The sequence below is a fragment of the Actinomadura sp. NPDC048021 genome (assembly GCF_040653135.1).
In the GTDB taxonomy this organism is placed as follows: Bacteria; Actinomycetota; Actinomycetes; order Streptosporangiales; family Streptosporangiaceae; genus Spirillospora; species Spirillospora verrucosospora.
In genome coordinates, this window is record NZ_JBEZJQ010000010.1 from 56,866 (window position 1) to 71,741 (window position 14,876).

General features: G+C 70.9%; 15 protein-coding genes. 11 read left to right on the forward strand and 4 right to left on the reverse strand.

The annotated features are described in order from the left end of the window. Positions 1-115: 115 nt before the first annotated feature. On the forward strand, positions 116-784 hold the full coding sequence (locus tag AB0C87_RS18190; RefSeq protein ID WP_345175157.1) for a TetR/AcrR family transcriptional regulator: 669 nt from the start codon (positions 116-118) through the stop codon (positions 782-784). Here AB0C87_RS18190 and AB0C87_RS18195 read toward each other — a convergent pair. Further along, positions 771-2,918, reverse strand: coding sequence for an MMPL family transporter (locus AB0C87_RS18195; protein ID WP_345175155.1), 2,148 nt, complete (start codon positions 2,916-2,918; stop codon positions 771-773). The genes AB0C87_RS18190 and AB0C87_RS18195 overlap by 14 nt on opposite strands. A gap of 261 nt (positions 2,919-3,179) precedes the next feature. Here AB0C87_RS18195 and AB0C87_RS18200 point away from each other — a divergent pair, with 261 nt between their 5' ends. Then, positions 3,180-3,404 carry a hypothetical protein gene (locus tag AB0C87_RS18200; RefSeq protein ID WP_353832839.1) on the forward strand — a complete coding sequence of 75 codons (225 nt, stop codon included), beginning with the start codon at positions 3,180-3,182 and terminating at the stop codon, positions 3,402-3,404. A gap of 255 nt (positions 3,405-3,659) precedes the next feature. On the opposite strand, the gene AB0C87_RS18205 is transcribed toward AB0C87_RS18200, so the two are convergent. Together AB0C87_RS18205 and AB0C87_RS18210 are read right to left on the reverse strand one after the other, a co-directional pair. Beyond that, entirely contained in the window at positions 3,660-3,959 is a 300-nt protein-coding gene (locus AB0C87_RS18205) for a Dabb family protein (protein ID WP_345175150.1), read from the reverse strand. Positions 3,960-3,988: 29 nt separating this feature from the next. Further along, positions 3,989-4,444 (reverse strand): NAD(P)H-dependent oxidoreductase, encoded by a 456-nt coding sequence (locus tag AB0C87_RS18210; RefSeq protein ID WP_360578550.1) that lies wholly within the window; start codon positions 4,442-4,444, stop codon positions 3,989-3,991. Positions 4,445-4,608: 164 nt separating this feature from the next. On the opposite strand from AB0C87_RS18210, the gene AB0C87_RS18215 reads away from it, so the two are divergent. The 5 genes from AB0C87_RS18215 to AB0C87_RS18235 all read left to right on the forward strand — a co-directional run bounded on the left by AB0C87_RS18215 (position 4,609) and on the right by AB0C87_RS18235 (position 9,786). Beyond that, a complete protein-coding gene (locus AB0C87_RS18215; RefSeq protein WP_345175148.1) occupies positions 4,609-6,306 on the forward strand; it encodes a phosphatidylglycerol lysyltransferase domain-containing protein in 1,698 nt (565 codons plus the stop codon). A 68-nt stretch (positions 6,307-6,374) separates the two neighbouring features. Continuing rightward, complete coding sequence (locus AB0C87_RS18220) at positions 6,375-7,562, forward strand: serine hydrolase domain-containing protein (RefSeq protein ID WP_345175147.1); 1,188 nt, start codon at positions 6,375-6,377, stop codon at positions 7,560-7,562. 41 nt (positions 7,563-7,603) lie between these two features. Further along, complete coding sequence (nfi, locus tag AB0C87_RS18225; RefSeq protein ID WP_353832842.1) at positions 7,604-8,299, forward strand: deoxyribonuclease V; 696 nt, start codon at positions 7,604-7,606, stop codon at positions 8,297-8,299. A gap of 86 nt (positions 8,300-8,385) precedes the next feature. Further along, the gene (locus AB0C87_RS18230; RefSeq protein ID WP_360578553.1) at positions 8,386-8,955 is read left to right on the forward strand and encodes a TetR/AcrR family transcriptional regulator; all 570 of its coding nucleotides are present in this window, start codon (positions 8,386-8,388) and stop codon (positions 8,953-8,955) included. Between the two features lie 69 nt (positions 8,956-9,024). Beyond that, positions 9,025-9,786: a glucose 1-dehydrogenase gene (locus AB0C87_RS18235; protein ID WP_345175142.1), complete on the forward strand. Its 762-nt coding sequence runs from the start codon at positions 9,025-9,027 to the stop codon at positions 9,784-9,786. Positions 9,787-9,842: 56 nt separating this feature from the next. Here AB0C87_RS18235 and AB0C87_RS18240 read toward each other — a convergent pair whose 3' ends face one another. After that, entirely contained in the window at positions 9,843-11,219 is a 1,377-nt protein-coding gene (locus AB0C87_RS18240; RefSeq protein WP_360578555.1) for an amidase, read from the reverse strand. A gap of 71 nt (positions 11,220-11,290) precedes the next feature. Here AB0C87_RS18240 and AB0C87_RS18245 point away from each other — a divergent pair, with 71 nt between their 5' ends. The 4 genes from AB0C87_RS18245 to AB0C87_RS18260 all read left to right on the forward strand — a co-directional run bounded on the left by AB0C87_RS18245 (position 11,291) and on the right by AB0C87_RS18260 (position 14,617). Continuing rightward, positions 11,291-11,851: a TetR family transcriptional regulator gene (locus AB0C87_RS18245; RefSeq protein ID WP_353832845.1), complete on the forward strand. Its 561-nt coding sequence runs from the start codon at positions 11,291-11,293 to the stop codon at positions 11,849-11,851. Between the two features lie 435 nt (positions 11,852-12,286). Further along, complete coding sequence (locus AB0C87_RS18250) at positions 12,287-12,481, forward strand: hypothetical protein (protein WP_360578557.1); 195 nt, start codon at positions 12,287-12,289, stop codon at positions 12,479-12,481. Beyond that, positions 12,474-13,073 (forward strand): DUF2637 domain-containing protein, encoded by a 600-nt coding sequence (locus AB0C87_RS18255; RefSeq protein ID WP_360578559.1) that lies wholly within the window; start codon positions 12,474-12,476, stop codon positions 13,071-13,073. The genes AB0C87_RS18250 and AB0C87_RS18255 overlap by 8 nt, the downstream gene beginning before the upstream one ends. A 353-nt stretch (positions 13,074-13,426) precedes the next feature. After that, on the forward strand, positions 13,427-14,617 hold the full coding sequence (locus tag AB0C87_RS18260) for a Shedu anti-phage system protein SduA domain-containing protein (protein WP_360578560.1): 1,191 nt from the start codon (positions 13,427-13,429) through the stop codon (positions 14,615-14,617). Positions 14,618-14,876 lie beyond the last annotated feature (259 nt).

Below are 14,876 nucleotides of genomic sequence, written 5' to 3' on the forward strand. Positions count from 1 at the left end.
TAATCGGCGCGGGCGGCGGTCCGGGAAACCTCTGTAGCAAGCGCTTGTTGCACGTCGTACGCTGGTCCGGCCGCCGAATCGAGCAAGCGGTTGGGCGACACGGCATAATGAGAGGGTGACGACCACGAGCGCCAAGTCCGGACGATCGAGAACCCGCGGTGCCGGCGAGGACGCGCCCCGCCGCCGCGGCCGCGGAACCCCCGCGCTGGCGTCCGAACGGCGCGCCCACCTGGTCAGGCTCGCGGCCGAACTGTTCGCCGAGAAGGGGTTCCAGGCCACCACCGTCCGCAACATCGCCGACGAGGCGGGCATCCTGTCCGGCAGCCTCTACCACCACTTCGACTCCAAGGAGTCGATCGTCGACGAGATCCTGTCCGGGTTCTTCACCGAGGTCATGGCCGCCTACCAGGCGGTGATCGACGAGAACGAGAACCCGCGGGACACGATCGCCGGGCTCGTCCGCGTCGCGTTCGGCACCCTGGAGCCGCACCGCGCCGCGATCACGGTCATGCAGAACGACTGGAACTACCTGCGGGGCATGGACCGGTTCGCCTACCTGACCAAGTCCGAGGACGAGGTCGAGAAGATGTGGGTGACCACGCTCCAGGCGGGCCAGGCGGAAGGGCTGTTCCGCCCCGACCTCGACCCGAAGCTGACCTACCGGATGATCCGCGACACCGTCTGGGTGGCCGTCCGCTGGTTCCGGCCCGGAGGCCGGCTGAACGCCCAGGGGCTCGCCGAGCACTACCTCAAGGTGATGTTCGACGGCATCAACCTGCACTAGCCCGCAGGCTCGCCCGATCGGCCCCGTCCCCGGCCTCGGGCGCGGGACGCGAGGGCAGGATCCGCCGCAGCGGTCCGGGCAGCCACCAGTTCGCCTCGCCGAACAGCTCCATCAGCGCCGGGACGAGCACCAGCCGCACGACGGTCGCGTCGATCAGGATCGCGACGCCGAGGCCGAGACCCATCTGCTTGACGGCGACGTCCGCGCCGAGCAGAACCGACAGGAACACCATCACCATGATGGCGGCCGCCGCGCTGATCACGCGGGCGGTGCGCGACAGGCCGAGCGCGACGGCCTCGCGGGTGGCCACGCCCTCCTCGTAGGTCTCGCGGATCCGGGACACGAGGAACACCTCGTAGTCCATGGACAGCCCGAACAGGATCGGGAACATCATCAGCGGCACCCACGTGGTGACGGGCATGTCCGCCGGGAAGCCGAGCGCGCGCCCCGCCCACCCCCACTGGACGACGGCCGTCAGCACCCCGTACGCGGCCGCGATCGACAGCAGGTTCATCAGGGCGGCCTGCACCGCCACCGTGACCGACCGGACGAGCCCGACGAGCAGCAGCAGCGACAGGCCGACGACCACGGCGATCAGCAGCGGCAGCCGGGTGGAGACGCTGTCGGCGAAGTCGATCGAGGCGGCGTTCGGGCCGCCGACGTAGGCGCGGGCGCCCGTGCCGGCGACGGCCCCGGGGATGACGTCGTCGCGCAGCGTGTGCACCAGCCCCGGCGTCCGCTCGTCGTGCGGGCCGGTCTTCGGGAACGCCATGACGATGGCGGCCTTCCCGTCCCGGCTGGGGCGCGGGGGCTGGACGGCCGCGACGCCCGGCGTCGCGCGGACGGCGTCCGCGATCCGTCCCGCCTCCGCGAGTCCGCCGCCCTCGGTGACGATGACCAGCGGCGCGGCGGTGCCGGGGCCGAAGCCCTCCGCCATGATCCGGCTGGCCCGGTAGCCGCTGTGGTCGTGCGGCTGGGTGCTGGAGTCCGGCAGGCTCAGCCGCATCGACAGCGCGGGCACGGCGAGGACCAGCAGGACGGCGGCCGCGCACAGCCCGGCGACGACCGGGTGCGCCTGGACGACCCGCGCCCAGCGCTCGGCGAGCGGGCGGCGGGCCCGGCCGAGTCCCGGGACGCGCAGCCGGTCGATGGCGTGCCCGGCGAAGCCGAGCAGCGCGGGCAGCAGCGTCACGGCGGCGAGCATCGTCATCAGCACGGCGACGCCGGCCGCGACCGCCACGCCGTTCAGCAGCTTCTGCTGCATGATGAACAGGCCCATGAGCGCGATCACGACGGTGGTGCCGGCGAACAGCACGGCCCGTCCGGCGGTGGTGACGGCGGTGACCGCCGCCTCCTCCGGGCCGGCGCCCGCGTGCATCTCCTCCCGGTGGCGGGTGACGATGAACAGGGCGTAGTCGATGCCGACGCCGAGCCCGATGAGCGCCGCGATGATGGGGCTGAAGGAGGGCGCGGGCAGCAGGTGCCCGAGCAGCATGATCAGCGCGAGGCCGGTGCCGATGCCGAACAGCGCGGTCACGATGGGCAGCCCCATCGCCAGCACCGACCCGAACGCGACCAGCAGGATGACGACGGCGGCGAGCAGGCCGATGCCCTCGGACGGGCCGCCGCCCGGCGTCTCGGCGGCGTCCACCGCCGACCCCCCGAGGTGAATCTGGACCGGTCCCGAGTCGGTGCGCACGTCGTCCAGGAGCGCGGTCACGTCCGTCTTCGGCATGTCGTCCGACGAGACGTCGAGGCCGCCCGTGGCGAACGCGGTCTTGCCGTCCGCGGAGATCTGCCCGGGCGTCTCGTACGGGGACGACACCGACGCGACGTGCGGGGTCTTGGCGAGCCGGTCGATCGCCCGCTCGACCTTCGCCTTCACCTTCGGGTCTTGGACGCCGCCGTCGGCGTGCACCGCGAGCGTGATGGAGTCGCCGCTGCGCTGGGGGAAGTGCTCCTCCAGCAGTTCCGACGCCTTCGCCGAGCCGGAGTCGCCGCCGGAGAAGTCGTTCAGGGGCTCGGCGGCGAAGCCGAAGCCGATCGTCATGACGGCGATCGTGCCGACGATCCAGCTCGCCAGCGTCAGGCGCCGTCTCCGGTAGCAGAACCGGGCCAGCCTTGCGAGTCTCATGGGTACCGCCTCCGCGGACGCGCCGCGCCTAGGGGATGTCCTTTGCGCGCTCAGCGTCCTCTCCGGTTGTGGCCGAGGGCATCCGGCGGACGGTGTCACCCAGGGAAGCCGGCTACATCCACCGGAGTACATCCGGCGCGGTATCCCACGGTCCGGGGGCCGGAAGGCCCATAGTGTGCTTAGTCACGATTTGCGGAGTAGGAGTGACGCTTTGGTCCGTGGGGACGCTGTCAAGGGAGAGATCTACCGGGGGAGGGCGGCATGACGCCTCGGCACGGGGCCGCCGGCGAGCCCATGCCCGCGGGCCTGCGCGCCGCCACCGCGCGCGCCCTCCAGGAGCAGTTCCCGGGCGTGCGGGTCTGGTACGGCCAGGCGACGGGCTCGTGGTGGGCCATGGTGCCGCTGCGCGAGGGCCCGCGGCTGCTGGAGGCGCCGTCCTCGCAGCAGCTCCGCGAGGAGATCATGAGCTTGCGGTCGCGGGGGTGAGCCCCTCCGCCCGTCGTACGCACTCCGTCGCATGCGCTCGGTGAGCCCTGCGATTCGTGAGGGTGCGCGTCCGATTGACGCCTTCGCAGGCGCCCGGCGCCTCGCGTCCTGTTTCGCCGCCCGCCGGGAACGGGGCGCGATCCGTTCCCAGCGGGCGTCTCTGAGGAAACTAACCCGAAAAGTCTTCGGGCACAAGCGCTTGCTCGGTTTTCACCTCGGGGCGGCGCCGCCGCGCCGCCCCTTTCGACCGTTCCCCTACAGCTCGTACTGGATGGACGCGCGCTCCGCCGTGATGGGCGTGACGTACTCCTCGACCGCCGCGCGGTGGACCGGATGGTCGCGGTAGACGAGGTAGGCGTCCAGATCCGCGAAGTCAGCGACCACCGCGAAGTCGTAAGCGCCGGGGTTCACGCCGGCGTTCACCCCCACGCCGTACTCCCGGATCTCCGGGATCGCGCCGGGCAGCTCGCGCAGCTTCGCCGCGACCTCGTCCTGCTGGCCGGTCGTCGTGCCTTCGGTCCATCTGAACAGCGCTATGTGCCGGAAACCACTCATGACGGCACGCTACAGGCGGCGCACCCGCCTCAGACGTCTCCGAGCTCCGCCGCAGTGATCGCGCCGAGTTCCCAGCACGCCTCGAGATCCGCTTTGCCGGGCTCGCCCATCACCACCACGGGCGGCTGGACGGCCTTCCACCTCAGCCCTGTGGTGATGGCGTCCAGGGCCCGCACGGCGCCGGTGGCGTCGTTGTTGCCATGCAGGAAGGCGCCGAACGGGCGGCGCACCGTCTCCTCCAGGCAGGGGTAGTAGATCTGGTCGAAGAAGTGCTTCAGCGCACCGGACAGGTAGCCGAGGTTCACCGGGGAGCCCAGAAGGTAGCCGTCGGCCTCCAGGACGTCCACGGCGGTGGCGGACAGCGCCGCGCGGGACACGACCTCCACCCCCTGGACCTCGTCGGTCGACGCGCCGGCGCGCACCGCCTCGACCATCGCCTGGACGGACGGCGAGGGCGTGTGGTGGACGAGCAGGAGCCTCTTCATCACCACGAGGCTAGCGGTGTCCCGGCCACCCGGCCGGGTATGCCCCGGTGACGGCGCCCGGCCGGCGGTCCGGCCGTACGCTGGGTCAAGGCCCCATAACAACGACCGAACCCGGGAATGAGTTCCGGAAGATCTTGGTTGGGGGCTCAGCGGAGGTGTGCTTCGTGCTATCGGACGAGTCTTTGCGGAGGGCCGGCGTTTCCCGCCCTCCGGCCGCGGGCGGACCGGACGCGGCGCCCCATGCGCGGCCCGTCTGGCCGCTCGCGCTGACGGCGGCCCTGGTCGCCGCCCTGATCGCGGTGCCCGCGTTCGCGGACGCCCCGCACTGGCTCGGCCGGCTGTCCGAGCTCGCCACCGGCAGCCCGCTGAGGCCGGAGCACGCCGTCGCGCTGGCCCTCGCGCTCGCCCTGGTCGCCCGCGGCGTGCTGCTGCGCCGCCGCGCCGCCTGGTACGGGCTCGTCACGCTGGCGCTCCTCGGCCTGCTCGCCGCGCTGTCCGGCGACGACCCGCTGTGGCGGCTGCCGCTCCTCGCCGCCGCCCTCGGCGGGCTGTGGCTGGAGCGCGGCCGGTTCCCCGTGCGCCCGCACCCCGAACGCGTCCGCGCGGCCGTGAAGACCGGCGCCCTGCTGCTCGCCGCCGCGACCCTCTTCTCGCTGGTCCTCGGCGGGGTGTCGGTCCGGTCGGTCGGCGACGTCGCCATCGGGCTCGGCGCCACCGGCGCGCCCATGGACGGGGCGTCCTGGCTCCCGGGCGTGCTCGGCCTCGCCGGCGCCGCCGGCCTGCTCGTCCTGGTGATCACACTCCTCGCGCCCGACCCGGCGCCCCCGCCCGGCGACGAGGCGGAGCGCGCCCGCGTCGCGGGCCTCGTCCTGCACCCCGGCTCCGACACCCTCGCCCCGTTCGCGCTGCGCCGCGACAAGGCGTACGTGTTCAGCGCGGACGGCCGCGCCGCGATCGGCTACCGGGTCCTGTTCGGCATGGCGGTGGCGGGCGGCGACCCGGTCGGCGACCCGGCCTCGCACACCGACGCCGTGCGGGCGTTCCTGTCGATGTGCCGGACCACCGGCTGGCGCCCGGCCGTCCTCGGCGCGAGCGACGCCCTGCTCCCGGCCTGGGGGCGGTGCCGCTCGATCGGCTTCGGCGACGAGGTCGTCATCCGCCCCGCCGAGTTCAGCCTGTCCGGGCGGAAGATGCGCAACGTCCGGCAGGCCGTCAAGCGCACCGAGAACTTCGGCGTCTCGTCCGAGATCCTCCCGGAACGGGAGCTCACGCCCGCGCTGCGCGGGAAGCTGCTGGACGTCGCGTCCCGCTCCCTCGGCGGCGCGGCCGAACGCGGCTTCTCCATGAACCTGGACGAGCTGCTCACCGGGTACCACCCGGGCGCGATCGTCGCCGTCGCCTACGACGAGGACAAGGAGCCCATCGCGTTCCAGCGCTACGTCACCGCGGGCGAGGGCGTCAGCCTGGACGCGATGCGCCGCGACCCCGGCGGCCCGAACGGCGTCAACGAGCGCCTCATCGTCGAGATGGTCGAGTACGCGGCGGAGCACGGGCACGGGCTCGTCTCGCTGAACTTCGCCGCCTTCCGCGAGCTGCTGGACGCCGACGAGCGCGGCCTGCTGGAGAAGGCCGGCTACCGGGCGCTGCACCTCCTCGACCCGTGGATCGCCGTGGAGTCGCTGTACCTGTTCGACAAGAAGTTCAGGCCGTCCTACAAGCCGCGCAGCGTGGTCTTCCGGTCCTGGTTCGACATCGCGTGGCTGGCCGCGGCGCTGCTCACGCTGGAGTTCGGCCGGACGCGCCCCGCCCAGCGCGCCGCCGGCCCGATCACCGAACCCGTCCACCACCTGGGCCGATCCTGAGGCGATCCCGGCGCGGCGGAACGTCCTAGAACGTGATTCTATGGAGTCCCCGCCTGAGAGGATCGCGCATGAGCAGCACGGTGCAGGGCCACTGCGATCCGGCGTTCGCCCGCGTCCGCGACGTGTTCGAGGAGCACTTCGCCGAGGGACGCGAGCTGGGCGCCGCCGTCGCCGTCTACGCGGGCGACCGCAAGGTCGTCGACCTGTGGGGCGGTGTCGCCGACCGCCGCACCGGACGCGCGTGGCAGGCCGACACCCCCTGCTTCGGGTTCTCCTGCACCAAGGCGGTGACGGCCGCGGCGGCGCTGCTGCTCGCCGAGCGCGGCGCCTACGACGTCGACGGCCCGGTCACGGACTGGTGGCCGGAGTTCGGCGCCGCGGGCAAGGACGGCGCGACGGCCGCGCATCTGCTGTCGCACCAGGTGGGCCTGCCCGCGTTCGCGCGTCCCGTCTCCGCGGAGGAGGCCGCGGACGCCCCGGCTCGCGCGGCGGAACTGGCCGCGCAGGAGCCCGAGTGGACGCCCGGCGAGGCCCACGGCTACCACGCGCTGACCTACGGCTGGCTGGCCGGTGAGATCGTCCGCCGCCACTCCGGCGGGCGGACGGTCGGCGCCTTCGTGAAGGACGAGTTCGCCCGCGACCTGGACCTGTGGATCGGGGCCCCGGACGAGGTGATCGAGCGGGCCGCGAAACTGTCGGCGGGCCGGCGTACCGGCGGCGGGACCGACGCGCCCGGAACCGACGCGCTCGGCGCCACCGGGCAGGACGTCCTGACCCGGCTCGCCGAGGCCTACACCGACCCGCGGTCCATGATGAACCGGTCGCTGAACAACCCGCATCCGGGCAAGGGCGGCTACAACAACCCGGTCGTGCTGCGCGCCGGGTGGCCTGCCGCGGGGATGACGACGACCGCGCCCGCGCTCGCCGGGTTCTACCGCGACCTCACGGCGGGCCGCGTCCTGCGCCCGGACACGCTGCGCGAGGCCGTCCGCCCGCGCGTCAGCGGCCCCGACCGCACGCTGCTCGTCCGGAGCACCTTCGGCCTCGGATTCATGCGCCCCTCGCAGACCTTCTTCACCCCGAGGGCGGGGCGCGCGTCGGCGTTCGGCCACACCGGCGCGGGCGGCTCGGTCGGGCTCGGCGACCCCGAGGCCGGGCTCGCGCTCGCCTACCTGCCGAACCTGATGGGCGACCAGGCGTCCGGCGACCTGCGCGCCTACCGGCTGACGCAGGCGGCGTACGCGTCGCTGTCGTGACGGCCGCGGTCGCCGCCGCGCAAGAGCGGTAGCGTCCTGCCATGGACGTACGCGATCTGCATCCCTGGCCGTCCACGCCGCGGGAGGCCGAGGCGATCCAGGACCGGCTGCGTCCGATGCTCGAACTCGACGTCCCGGGCCCGGCCGCGCCGCGCACCGTCGCCGGCCTGGACGTCTCCTACGCGGGCGACGGCGGCGGCGCGGGCGACCGGTTGGCCGCCGCCGTGGTCGTCCTGGACGCCGCGACGCTGGAGGTCGTCGAGGAGTCGGTCGCCGTCGGAACGGCGGCCTTCCCCTACGTCCCGGGCCTGTTCGCGTTCCGGGAGCTGCCCACGCTGCTCGACGCGCTCCGCGCCCTGGAGACCACGCCCGACCTGCTCCTCTGCGACGGCTTCGGGATCGCGCACCCGCGCCGCTTCGGCCTCGCGTGCCACCTCGGCGTGCTGACCGGCCTGCCGTCCGTCGGCGTCGGCAAGACCGCGTTCGTCGGGACGTACGAGCAGCCGGGCCCGCGGCGCGGCGACGCGAGCCCGCTGCTGGACGGCGGCGAGACCGTCGGGCGGGTGCTGCGGACCCGCGACGGCGTGAAGCCGGTGTTCGTGTCCGTCGGCCACCGCACCGGCCTCGACGCCGCGTGCCGCACCGTCCTCGCCCTGACGCCCGAGTACCGGCTGCCGGAGACGACGCGCAGGGCCGACCGGCTGTCCCGCGGCGCACTCGCCGCGCGCTCCGGGTAGCGCATCCGCCCTGGACAATGGCAGGCTCGTCGAAAGAAGCAGGCCGGGGGCCGCGTCAGGCCGCCCGCGACCGCTGGACGGTGCCCATGGAGACCCGGCCGATGCGGGCCGACGCCCGCCGCAACTACGAGCGACTCGTCACGACGGCTCGCACCGCCTTCACCGAGCACGGCACGGGCGCGTCCCTCGACGAGATCGCCAGGCGGGCGGGCGTCGGGTCGGGGACGCTCTACCGGCACTTTCCCACCCGGGACGCGCTGCTGCACGCCGTCCTGCGCGAGCGGATCGACGGCCTGCTCGGGCACGCCGACGCGCTGCTGGCCGAACCGGACCCGGAGGCGGCGCTCGCCCGCTGGCTGCGCACCTACCTCGCGGGCGCCTCGACCCCGCGCGGCACCTGCACCGTGATCATCGAGGCGATGGGGCCCGAGTGGGCGGCCACCGGGCTCGGCGCCGCGGCCGACGCCATCCGCACCGCGCTCGGCCGGCTGCTGGAGCGGGCGCAGCGGACCGGCTCCGTCCGCGCCGAGATCGATCCCGGCGACCTGCTGCGGCTCGCGAACGCGATCGGCGTCGCGTCCGAGCGCACCCCCGACCCCGGCGCGTACGCCGACCGGATGCTCACGCTGATGTTCGGCGGGCTGCGCGCCGGCTAGGGCCGCCTTGTTCAGTTGACCAAGCGTTCGCTAGGTTGACCGGGAGGCAACGGGCGACGAGGAGCGTTGATGGGGCAGCTTGACGGCAAGGTGGCGCTGATCACGGGCGGCGCGCGCGGCATGGGCAAGGCGCACGTCCGGCGGTTCCTGGACGAGGGCGCCAGGGTGGTCTTCGGCGACGTCCTGGAGGAGGAGGGCGCCAAGCTGGCCGCCGACCTCGGGGACGGCGCCCGCTTCGTCCGGATGGACGTGTCCCGCGAGGAGGACTGGCAGCGGGCCGTCCAGACCGCCACCGAGACCTTCGGGGCGCTGAACGTCCTGGTCAACAATGCCGGGATCCTCCGGCACAAGACCATCGAGAACATGGCCGTCGAGGAGTTCCGCCAGATCCTGGACGTGAACCTGGTCGGCCAGTGGCTCGGGGTGAAGACGGTGACCGCCCCGATGCGCGCGGCGGGCGGCGGCTCGATCGTCAACGTGTCCTCGACCGAGGGCTTCATCGGCGCCGCCGGCCTCGCCGCCTACAGCGCCAGCAAGTTCGGCGTCCGGGGGCTGACCAAGTCCGCCGCCCGCGAGCTCGGCCAGTACGGCATCCGCGTGAACTCCATCCACCCCGGCGGGGTGCTGACGCCCCTGACCATGCAGGACGACATCGTCTCCGCCACGGCCGCCAGCGCCGACGCGTTCATGAAGGCGCTCCCCCTCGGCCGCATGGGCAAGGCGCAGGAGATCACCGGACTGGTCGTCTTCCTCGCCTCGGACGACTCGACCTACTGCACCGGCAGCGAGGTCCTCGTCGACGGCGGCATGCTCACCGGCGCCGGCTACTGAACGCGACGGGCCGCCGGTACCGGCTTGGACCCCCGCACCGGCGGCCCGTCACGCGTCTAGGGGCGCAGCCCGGCCCACCCTTCGACCGACTCCAGCTGCGCCGCGAGCGAGATGAGCGTCGCCTCGTCGGAGTCGTGCCCGAGCAACTGGGCGCCGATGGGCAGCCCGTTCCTGGTGAACCCCGCGGGGACGTTCACTCCGGGCCATCCCAGCACGTTCCACGTCCACGCGTAAGGGCACGCGGCCGCGACCCCCGACTGCGTCCGGTGGTAGCCGGCCCCGTCGAAGGCCCCGACCCGCAGCGGCGGCTGCGCCGTCGTGGGCGTCATCACCACGTCCGCGATCTGGAAGATGCGCCCGACCCGCCTCCGCAGATACGGGTCCAGCCGCTTGGCCAGGGGCAGCAGCCTCCTCCCGAGGACCCTCCCCAGCCGCGCCTCGGCCTCCGTCCTCGGGTCGGGCCGCGGGTTCGGCAGGGAGTCCAGCCAGTCGGCGACCCCGGCCGTCCCGCGCGGCACCAGCCCGAGCGCCGTCGGCCCGTAGTCGGGGTCGGCCGGGAACACCTTGTGCCCGAGGTCGGTCAGCCTCCGCGCGAGCCGCTCGACGGCCGCCCGGATCTGCGGGTCGAGCCTCCCGCTGACCCCGAGGGCCGTCCGGTAGGAGACGGCGATCCGCAGCCTGCCCGGCTCCCGCCTCGCCGCCTCGGCGAACGGGGTGATCGGCGGGTCGAGCCGGTACACGTCCTCGGCGTGGCTGCCGGTCAGCACGTCGAGCAGCAGGGCCGCGTCCCCCACGGTGCGCGCGAGCGGCCCCCACACGGTGATCCCGTTGAACGGATCGGTGTGCGGGTGCCCGGAGACCCGGCCGCGCTGGGGCTTGATGCCCACCAGGCCCGTCCACGCCGCCGGGATGCGGATCGACCCCGCCCCGTCGGACCCGACCGCCGCCGCGACCATGCCCGCCGCCACGGCCGCCGCCGACCCGCCCGACGACCCGCCCGGCGAGTAGTCGGGATTCCACGGGTTCCTCGCGATCCCGTACTCCCGCGACTCGCTGAACGGCCACAACCCGAGCTCGCACGTCGTCGTCTTCCCCACGATGACGGCCCCGGCCGCCCGCAGCTTGCGCACGACCTCCCCGTCCCGCGCCACCGGCCGGTGGTCCCCCGCCACCGCGAAGGGCGTGGTCTCCCCCGCGATGTCCGTGTCGTCCTTGATGGCGACGGGCACCCCGAGCAGCGGCAGCCGCTCCCCCTCCGCCAGCCGCTTGTCGGCCTCCAGCGCCTCCTGCGCGGCCGCCTCGGCCCGCACCACCCGGAAGGCGCCGAGCGCCTCGCCCCGGCCGATGGCCTCCAGGCTCTCCTCCACCAGCTCACTCGAGGAGATCTCTCCCCTCGCCAGCGCCTCCGCCTGCCCGGCCAGCCCCAGCTCCACGCCGCCTCCCGCTATCGTTCGTTCGAACGAACGATACTGAACGCATCCGTTGTGGGGAAGACTGAGCACCGATGAACGCCCGTGACCGGATCCTCCACGCCACCCTCCGCCTGATCGGCGAACAGGGCATCGGCGCCGTGACCAACCGCGCCGTCGCCCGCGCGGCCGGCGTCTCCCTCGGCTCCCTGACCTACCACTTCCCCAGCCAGGAGGACCTGCTGCGCGAGGCGCTGCACGCCTTCGTCGAGCAGGAGATCGCCCGCATCACGGCCTACGTCACAGCCCTCGCCGAGTCCGGCATCGCGCCCGTCCAGGCCGCCGACCAGGTCGAGAAGGCCGTCGTCGAGTTCGCCCACGGCCCCGAGCAGATCGCGAACCTCGAACTCCACCTGCACGCCGCCCGCGACCCGGCCCTCCGCGAGACTTCCACGCGCTCCATCGAGGCCTACGACCGCCTGGCCACCGCCATCCTGAAGGCCCTGGACATCCCGGACGCCGAACACCACGCCCCCGCGATCGTCGCGATGCTCTACGGCCTGGCCATCCGCCGCCTCGCCACCGGCGACACCACCGCCACCGGCACCGCCGACGCCTTCCGCCTGCTCCTGCTCGGCGCCCTCCCCCGCCCCTGAAAAGGCTTCTGGCCCGCACGGCCCCAGAGCGGGGTTAGGGGGCCGTGCAGGCCAGAAGTCTGTCTCAATCAGGAACCTCAGTCGGAACCTCAGCCGACGATCGCTCTGCTCTCCGCCTGTGCACCTCCGCCGTGTCTCCGATCTGACACCCCAAACGCTAAGCCGCCCAACCCCCCACCAGAACACCTTTAAGCCTCACTTAGGGAACCCCTGAGTCAGGCTTATTCAGGGCCCGTCCGGAGCCGTCCGGGGAAGTCGGCCACGGAGCCGCTCACCTGCGAAAACAAGGGAAGGAGCCCACGGGACCAGTCCGGGCCCGTCCAGCACCGTCGAACCAAACCAACTGACGCTGGCTCCCCGGATTGGCTCCCGTGGCTCCCCCCTCTCAGCAGGGAGGAGGCCACACCCATGGCCCTAGAAATCACCACAACCACGATGACCGCCACGGCACACAGCAAGGTCATCGCCACCGCCACCCGAACCGACTGCGGATGGCACGTCACCACGTGCCCACGCCCCGTCGACCGCAACACCGCAATCACGGCCCTGATGCTCGCCGAACGCCTCATCACCCACGGCGAAGACGACCCATGCGCCCAGGAGTGGCGACGGGAGCTGGGCCGTGACTGACCGCCTCATCCGCATCACAACCGCACTCGCCGTGGTGGCGGTAGCCGCCGTGGCAGCCGTCATCTTGTACCGCCACGCCTACGAACTCGTCCACTCCCACGGCGAGTCCGGCCCAACCGCACGCCTTGTCCCGTTCACGGTGGACGGCCTCATCTGGGCAGCGTCCATGGTGCTCCTCGACGCCAGCCGCCGACAGCACCCCGCACCACCCTTGGCCAAGTGGAGCCTCGCCGTAGGCATCGTGGCCACAGTAGGCGCCAACGTGGCGCACGGCGCGACCCACGGCCTCATAGGCGCGATAGTCAGCGCCTGGCCGACCCTCGCCCTCGTCGGCTCCTTCGAACTCCTGATGACCCTCACCCGCTGCGCCGCTCGCGCCGGCCTCATCCAGGACGAGGAGCGCACCACACCGGAACAGCCTCGCACCGAAGTGGTGCAAACCCCGGAACAAGCAGTGTTGGACGAGTACAGGGCAAGCCTGCAGGGCCCTGGCCGCCCGGTCTCCCAGCGCTACCTCGCTGAGAAGCACGGCATCGACCGCCGCAAGGTGAAGCAGATCATCGCCAACGTGAACCAAGCCGCCTCAGCGTGATCCATGAAAGCTCCAGTTGCGTCCCGACTCGGGCCGTGACTGGAGCTTCTACGCGTCACCAACCCCCTTCGCCCCCAAAACAGCTGCGCAGATGTTCTCGCATGATCGCGTGCTCGTGTCCCTTGGATGTGCCCTGGTCAAGGCGCCTCTGAAGGCTCAGCACAGTGCCTCATCGGCCTGGAGCGGTAGGCAACGCTGATGCGGTGATACTGGCCCGTTCATCGTAGAAGGCAATTAACGGAAGGCATTTCATGCATCCTGGCCGCTCCTGGTCACAGGACTGGCCGGTCGTGGCCAGTCACCTTAGCTACTTCTGGTGGAGTGAGGACTGGGCAGGGACAAGAATTAGGAGCATGGGTTATCGAGCAGGGTTCACCCTGATGCAACTGTTGAAAGAGACGCGCGAAATGACCGATAACTTTGAAATTAAGAGAAACATTAACGCAGCGATAGATTTCATGAATAGCCCTACTTCTCGCGGTCATCGGTATCGCCGAGGGCAGCCCTTGGTCGATTTTCTACAAGTTGGCGCTCGGGCCGCCGAAAGGGTTGGACAAATTGCGATAGCCGAGCGATTGGAAGATTTTGCCGAATATGCGGCAGGGGACATACCACTTACCTTGCTGGAAACAAACTATATTCCTGGAATTCGAGAACGAGACAGCCGTTACATGCGACATGTCATAAGTGCTGGACTGAGTCGCTCGATCGAAATACTGAAGGCTCTCCTAAAGCAGAATGAGGACGCAACAGGGAGAGAGGCATATCAGTGGCTTGTGCAAATGGAACAAGACGCGCGTCGTCTGGAAATAGGAGATGACCGACTGGGTGGCGTTAGCCTTCCACGTGGAGCGGCCGACAATCTAACGTGGCTACGCCGAATCAACATTAGACTGACAGAAGCGAGTGGGAAAAAGGGAGGTTTTTCGTCTGACTTCATAGACGAGTTGTATGACCTGGAAGGCGTTGAGCTACTAGCACAAGTGGTTGAGCTGCGGCGACGACGCGAGCGGCTGCGCAATCTTCGGCGGATAGTGGAGAATCCAGCCAGCACAGAGCTAGAAATTCACGCCGAACTGAAGGGGCAGGGATGGATTTTCGGGGGACGCTACATTGAAGAGTTGACTCGACCACGGCTCGCAACTGATGTCACTCTCGATATTCCGCTATTGAGAGGCGATGGCGCCCTTCATATAGTGGAGCTAAAACAAGCAAATATACCAAACTTGCTAGAGCGGCCGAGAGTTCACCCTTCGGTGGGGGTCGAAGTTCATCGAGCCGTTACACAGGTTGTTAATTACCTGAGGTCGTTGGACGAAAAGAGAGCGACAATCCTTGCCGACTTTGAAATTGACTGCCGTCGATCTTTCGCCACTATCGTTGTGGGCCATCCGATTTTTGTGGCCGATAAATATTCCAAGGAGGAAGTTTCTTCGGCATTTCGTGCTTACAATAGCCATCTTGCGCGGATTGAAGTTATCACCTATCAAGAGTTGCTCGACTCTGCTGAGCGAGCACTTAGGGTGGAGGATCTTAGCCTCTAGGCTTGAAGTGACTACCAGCTAGAGGAACTGGCGGTCCCAGAATCGAGTGGGAGCGGGGCCGGTAGCCTGGACTGGCGGACGGGCTGGCGCTTCCGCCTGACCGCATTGGCTCTCCGTGAGGCCCCGCGCAAGTCGGGAACGGCCAGCGGTACGGACGTAGCCAGCTCAACCCCGTAACTGCCCTCAGTCTTCGAGCGGCCCCGTGACTCCTGCTGGCCTTCGCGCCTGCCGACCTGCGTCGACCTGCGTCCCGTTGCCG

Excerpts from the sequence above, each read along its gene's own strand:
- nfi (WP_353832842.1), top strand. The coding sequence starts at position 7,604 with ATGGACGTACGCGATCTGCATCCCTGGCCGTCCACGCCGCGGGAGGCC.
- AB0C87_RS18205 (WP_345175150.1), bottom strand. The coding sequence starts at position 3,959 with ATGAGTGGTTTCCGGCACATAGCGCTGTTCAGATGGACCGAAGGCACG.
- AB0C87_RS18210 (WP_360578550.1), bottom strand. The coding sequence starts at position 4,444 with ATGAAGAGGCTCCTGCTCGTCCACCACACGCCCTCGCCGTCCGTCCAG.
- AB0C87_RS18200 (WP_353832839.1), top strand. The coding sequence starts at position 3,180 with ATGACGCCTCGGCACGGGGCCGCCGGCGAGCCCATGCCCGCGGGCCTG.
- AB0C87_RS18195 (WP_345175155.1), bottom strand. The coding sequence starts at position 2,918 with ATGAGACTCGCAAGGCTGGCCCGGTTCTGCTACCGGAGACGGCGCCTG.
- AB0C87_RS18250 (WP_360578557.1), top strand. The coding sequence starts at position 12,287 with ATGACCGCCACGGCACACAGCAAGGTCATCGCCACCGCCACCCGAACC.
- AB0C87_RS18245 (WP_353832845.1), top strand. The coding sequence starts at position 11,291 with ATGAACGCCCGTGACCGGATCCTCCACGCCACCCTCCGCCTGATCGGC.
- AB0C87_RS18260 (WP_360578560.1), top strand. The coding sequence starts at position 13,427 with ATGGGTTATCGAGCAGGGTTCACCCTGATGCAACTGTTGAAAGAGACG.
- AB0C87_RS18220 (WP_345175147.1), top strand. The coding sequence starts at position 6,375 with ATGAGCAGCACGGTGCAGGGCCACTGCGATCCGGCGTTCGCCCGCGTC.
- AB0C87_RS18235 (WP_345175142.1), top strand. The coding sequence starts at position 9,025 with ATGGGGCAGCTTGACGGCAAGGTGGCGCTGATCACGGGCGGCGCGCGC.
- AB0C87_RS18230 (WP_360578553.1), top strand. The coding sequence starts at position 8,386 with ATGGAGACCCGGCCGATGCGGGCCGACGCCCGCCGCAACTACGAGCGA.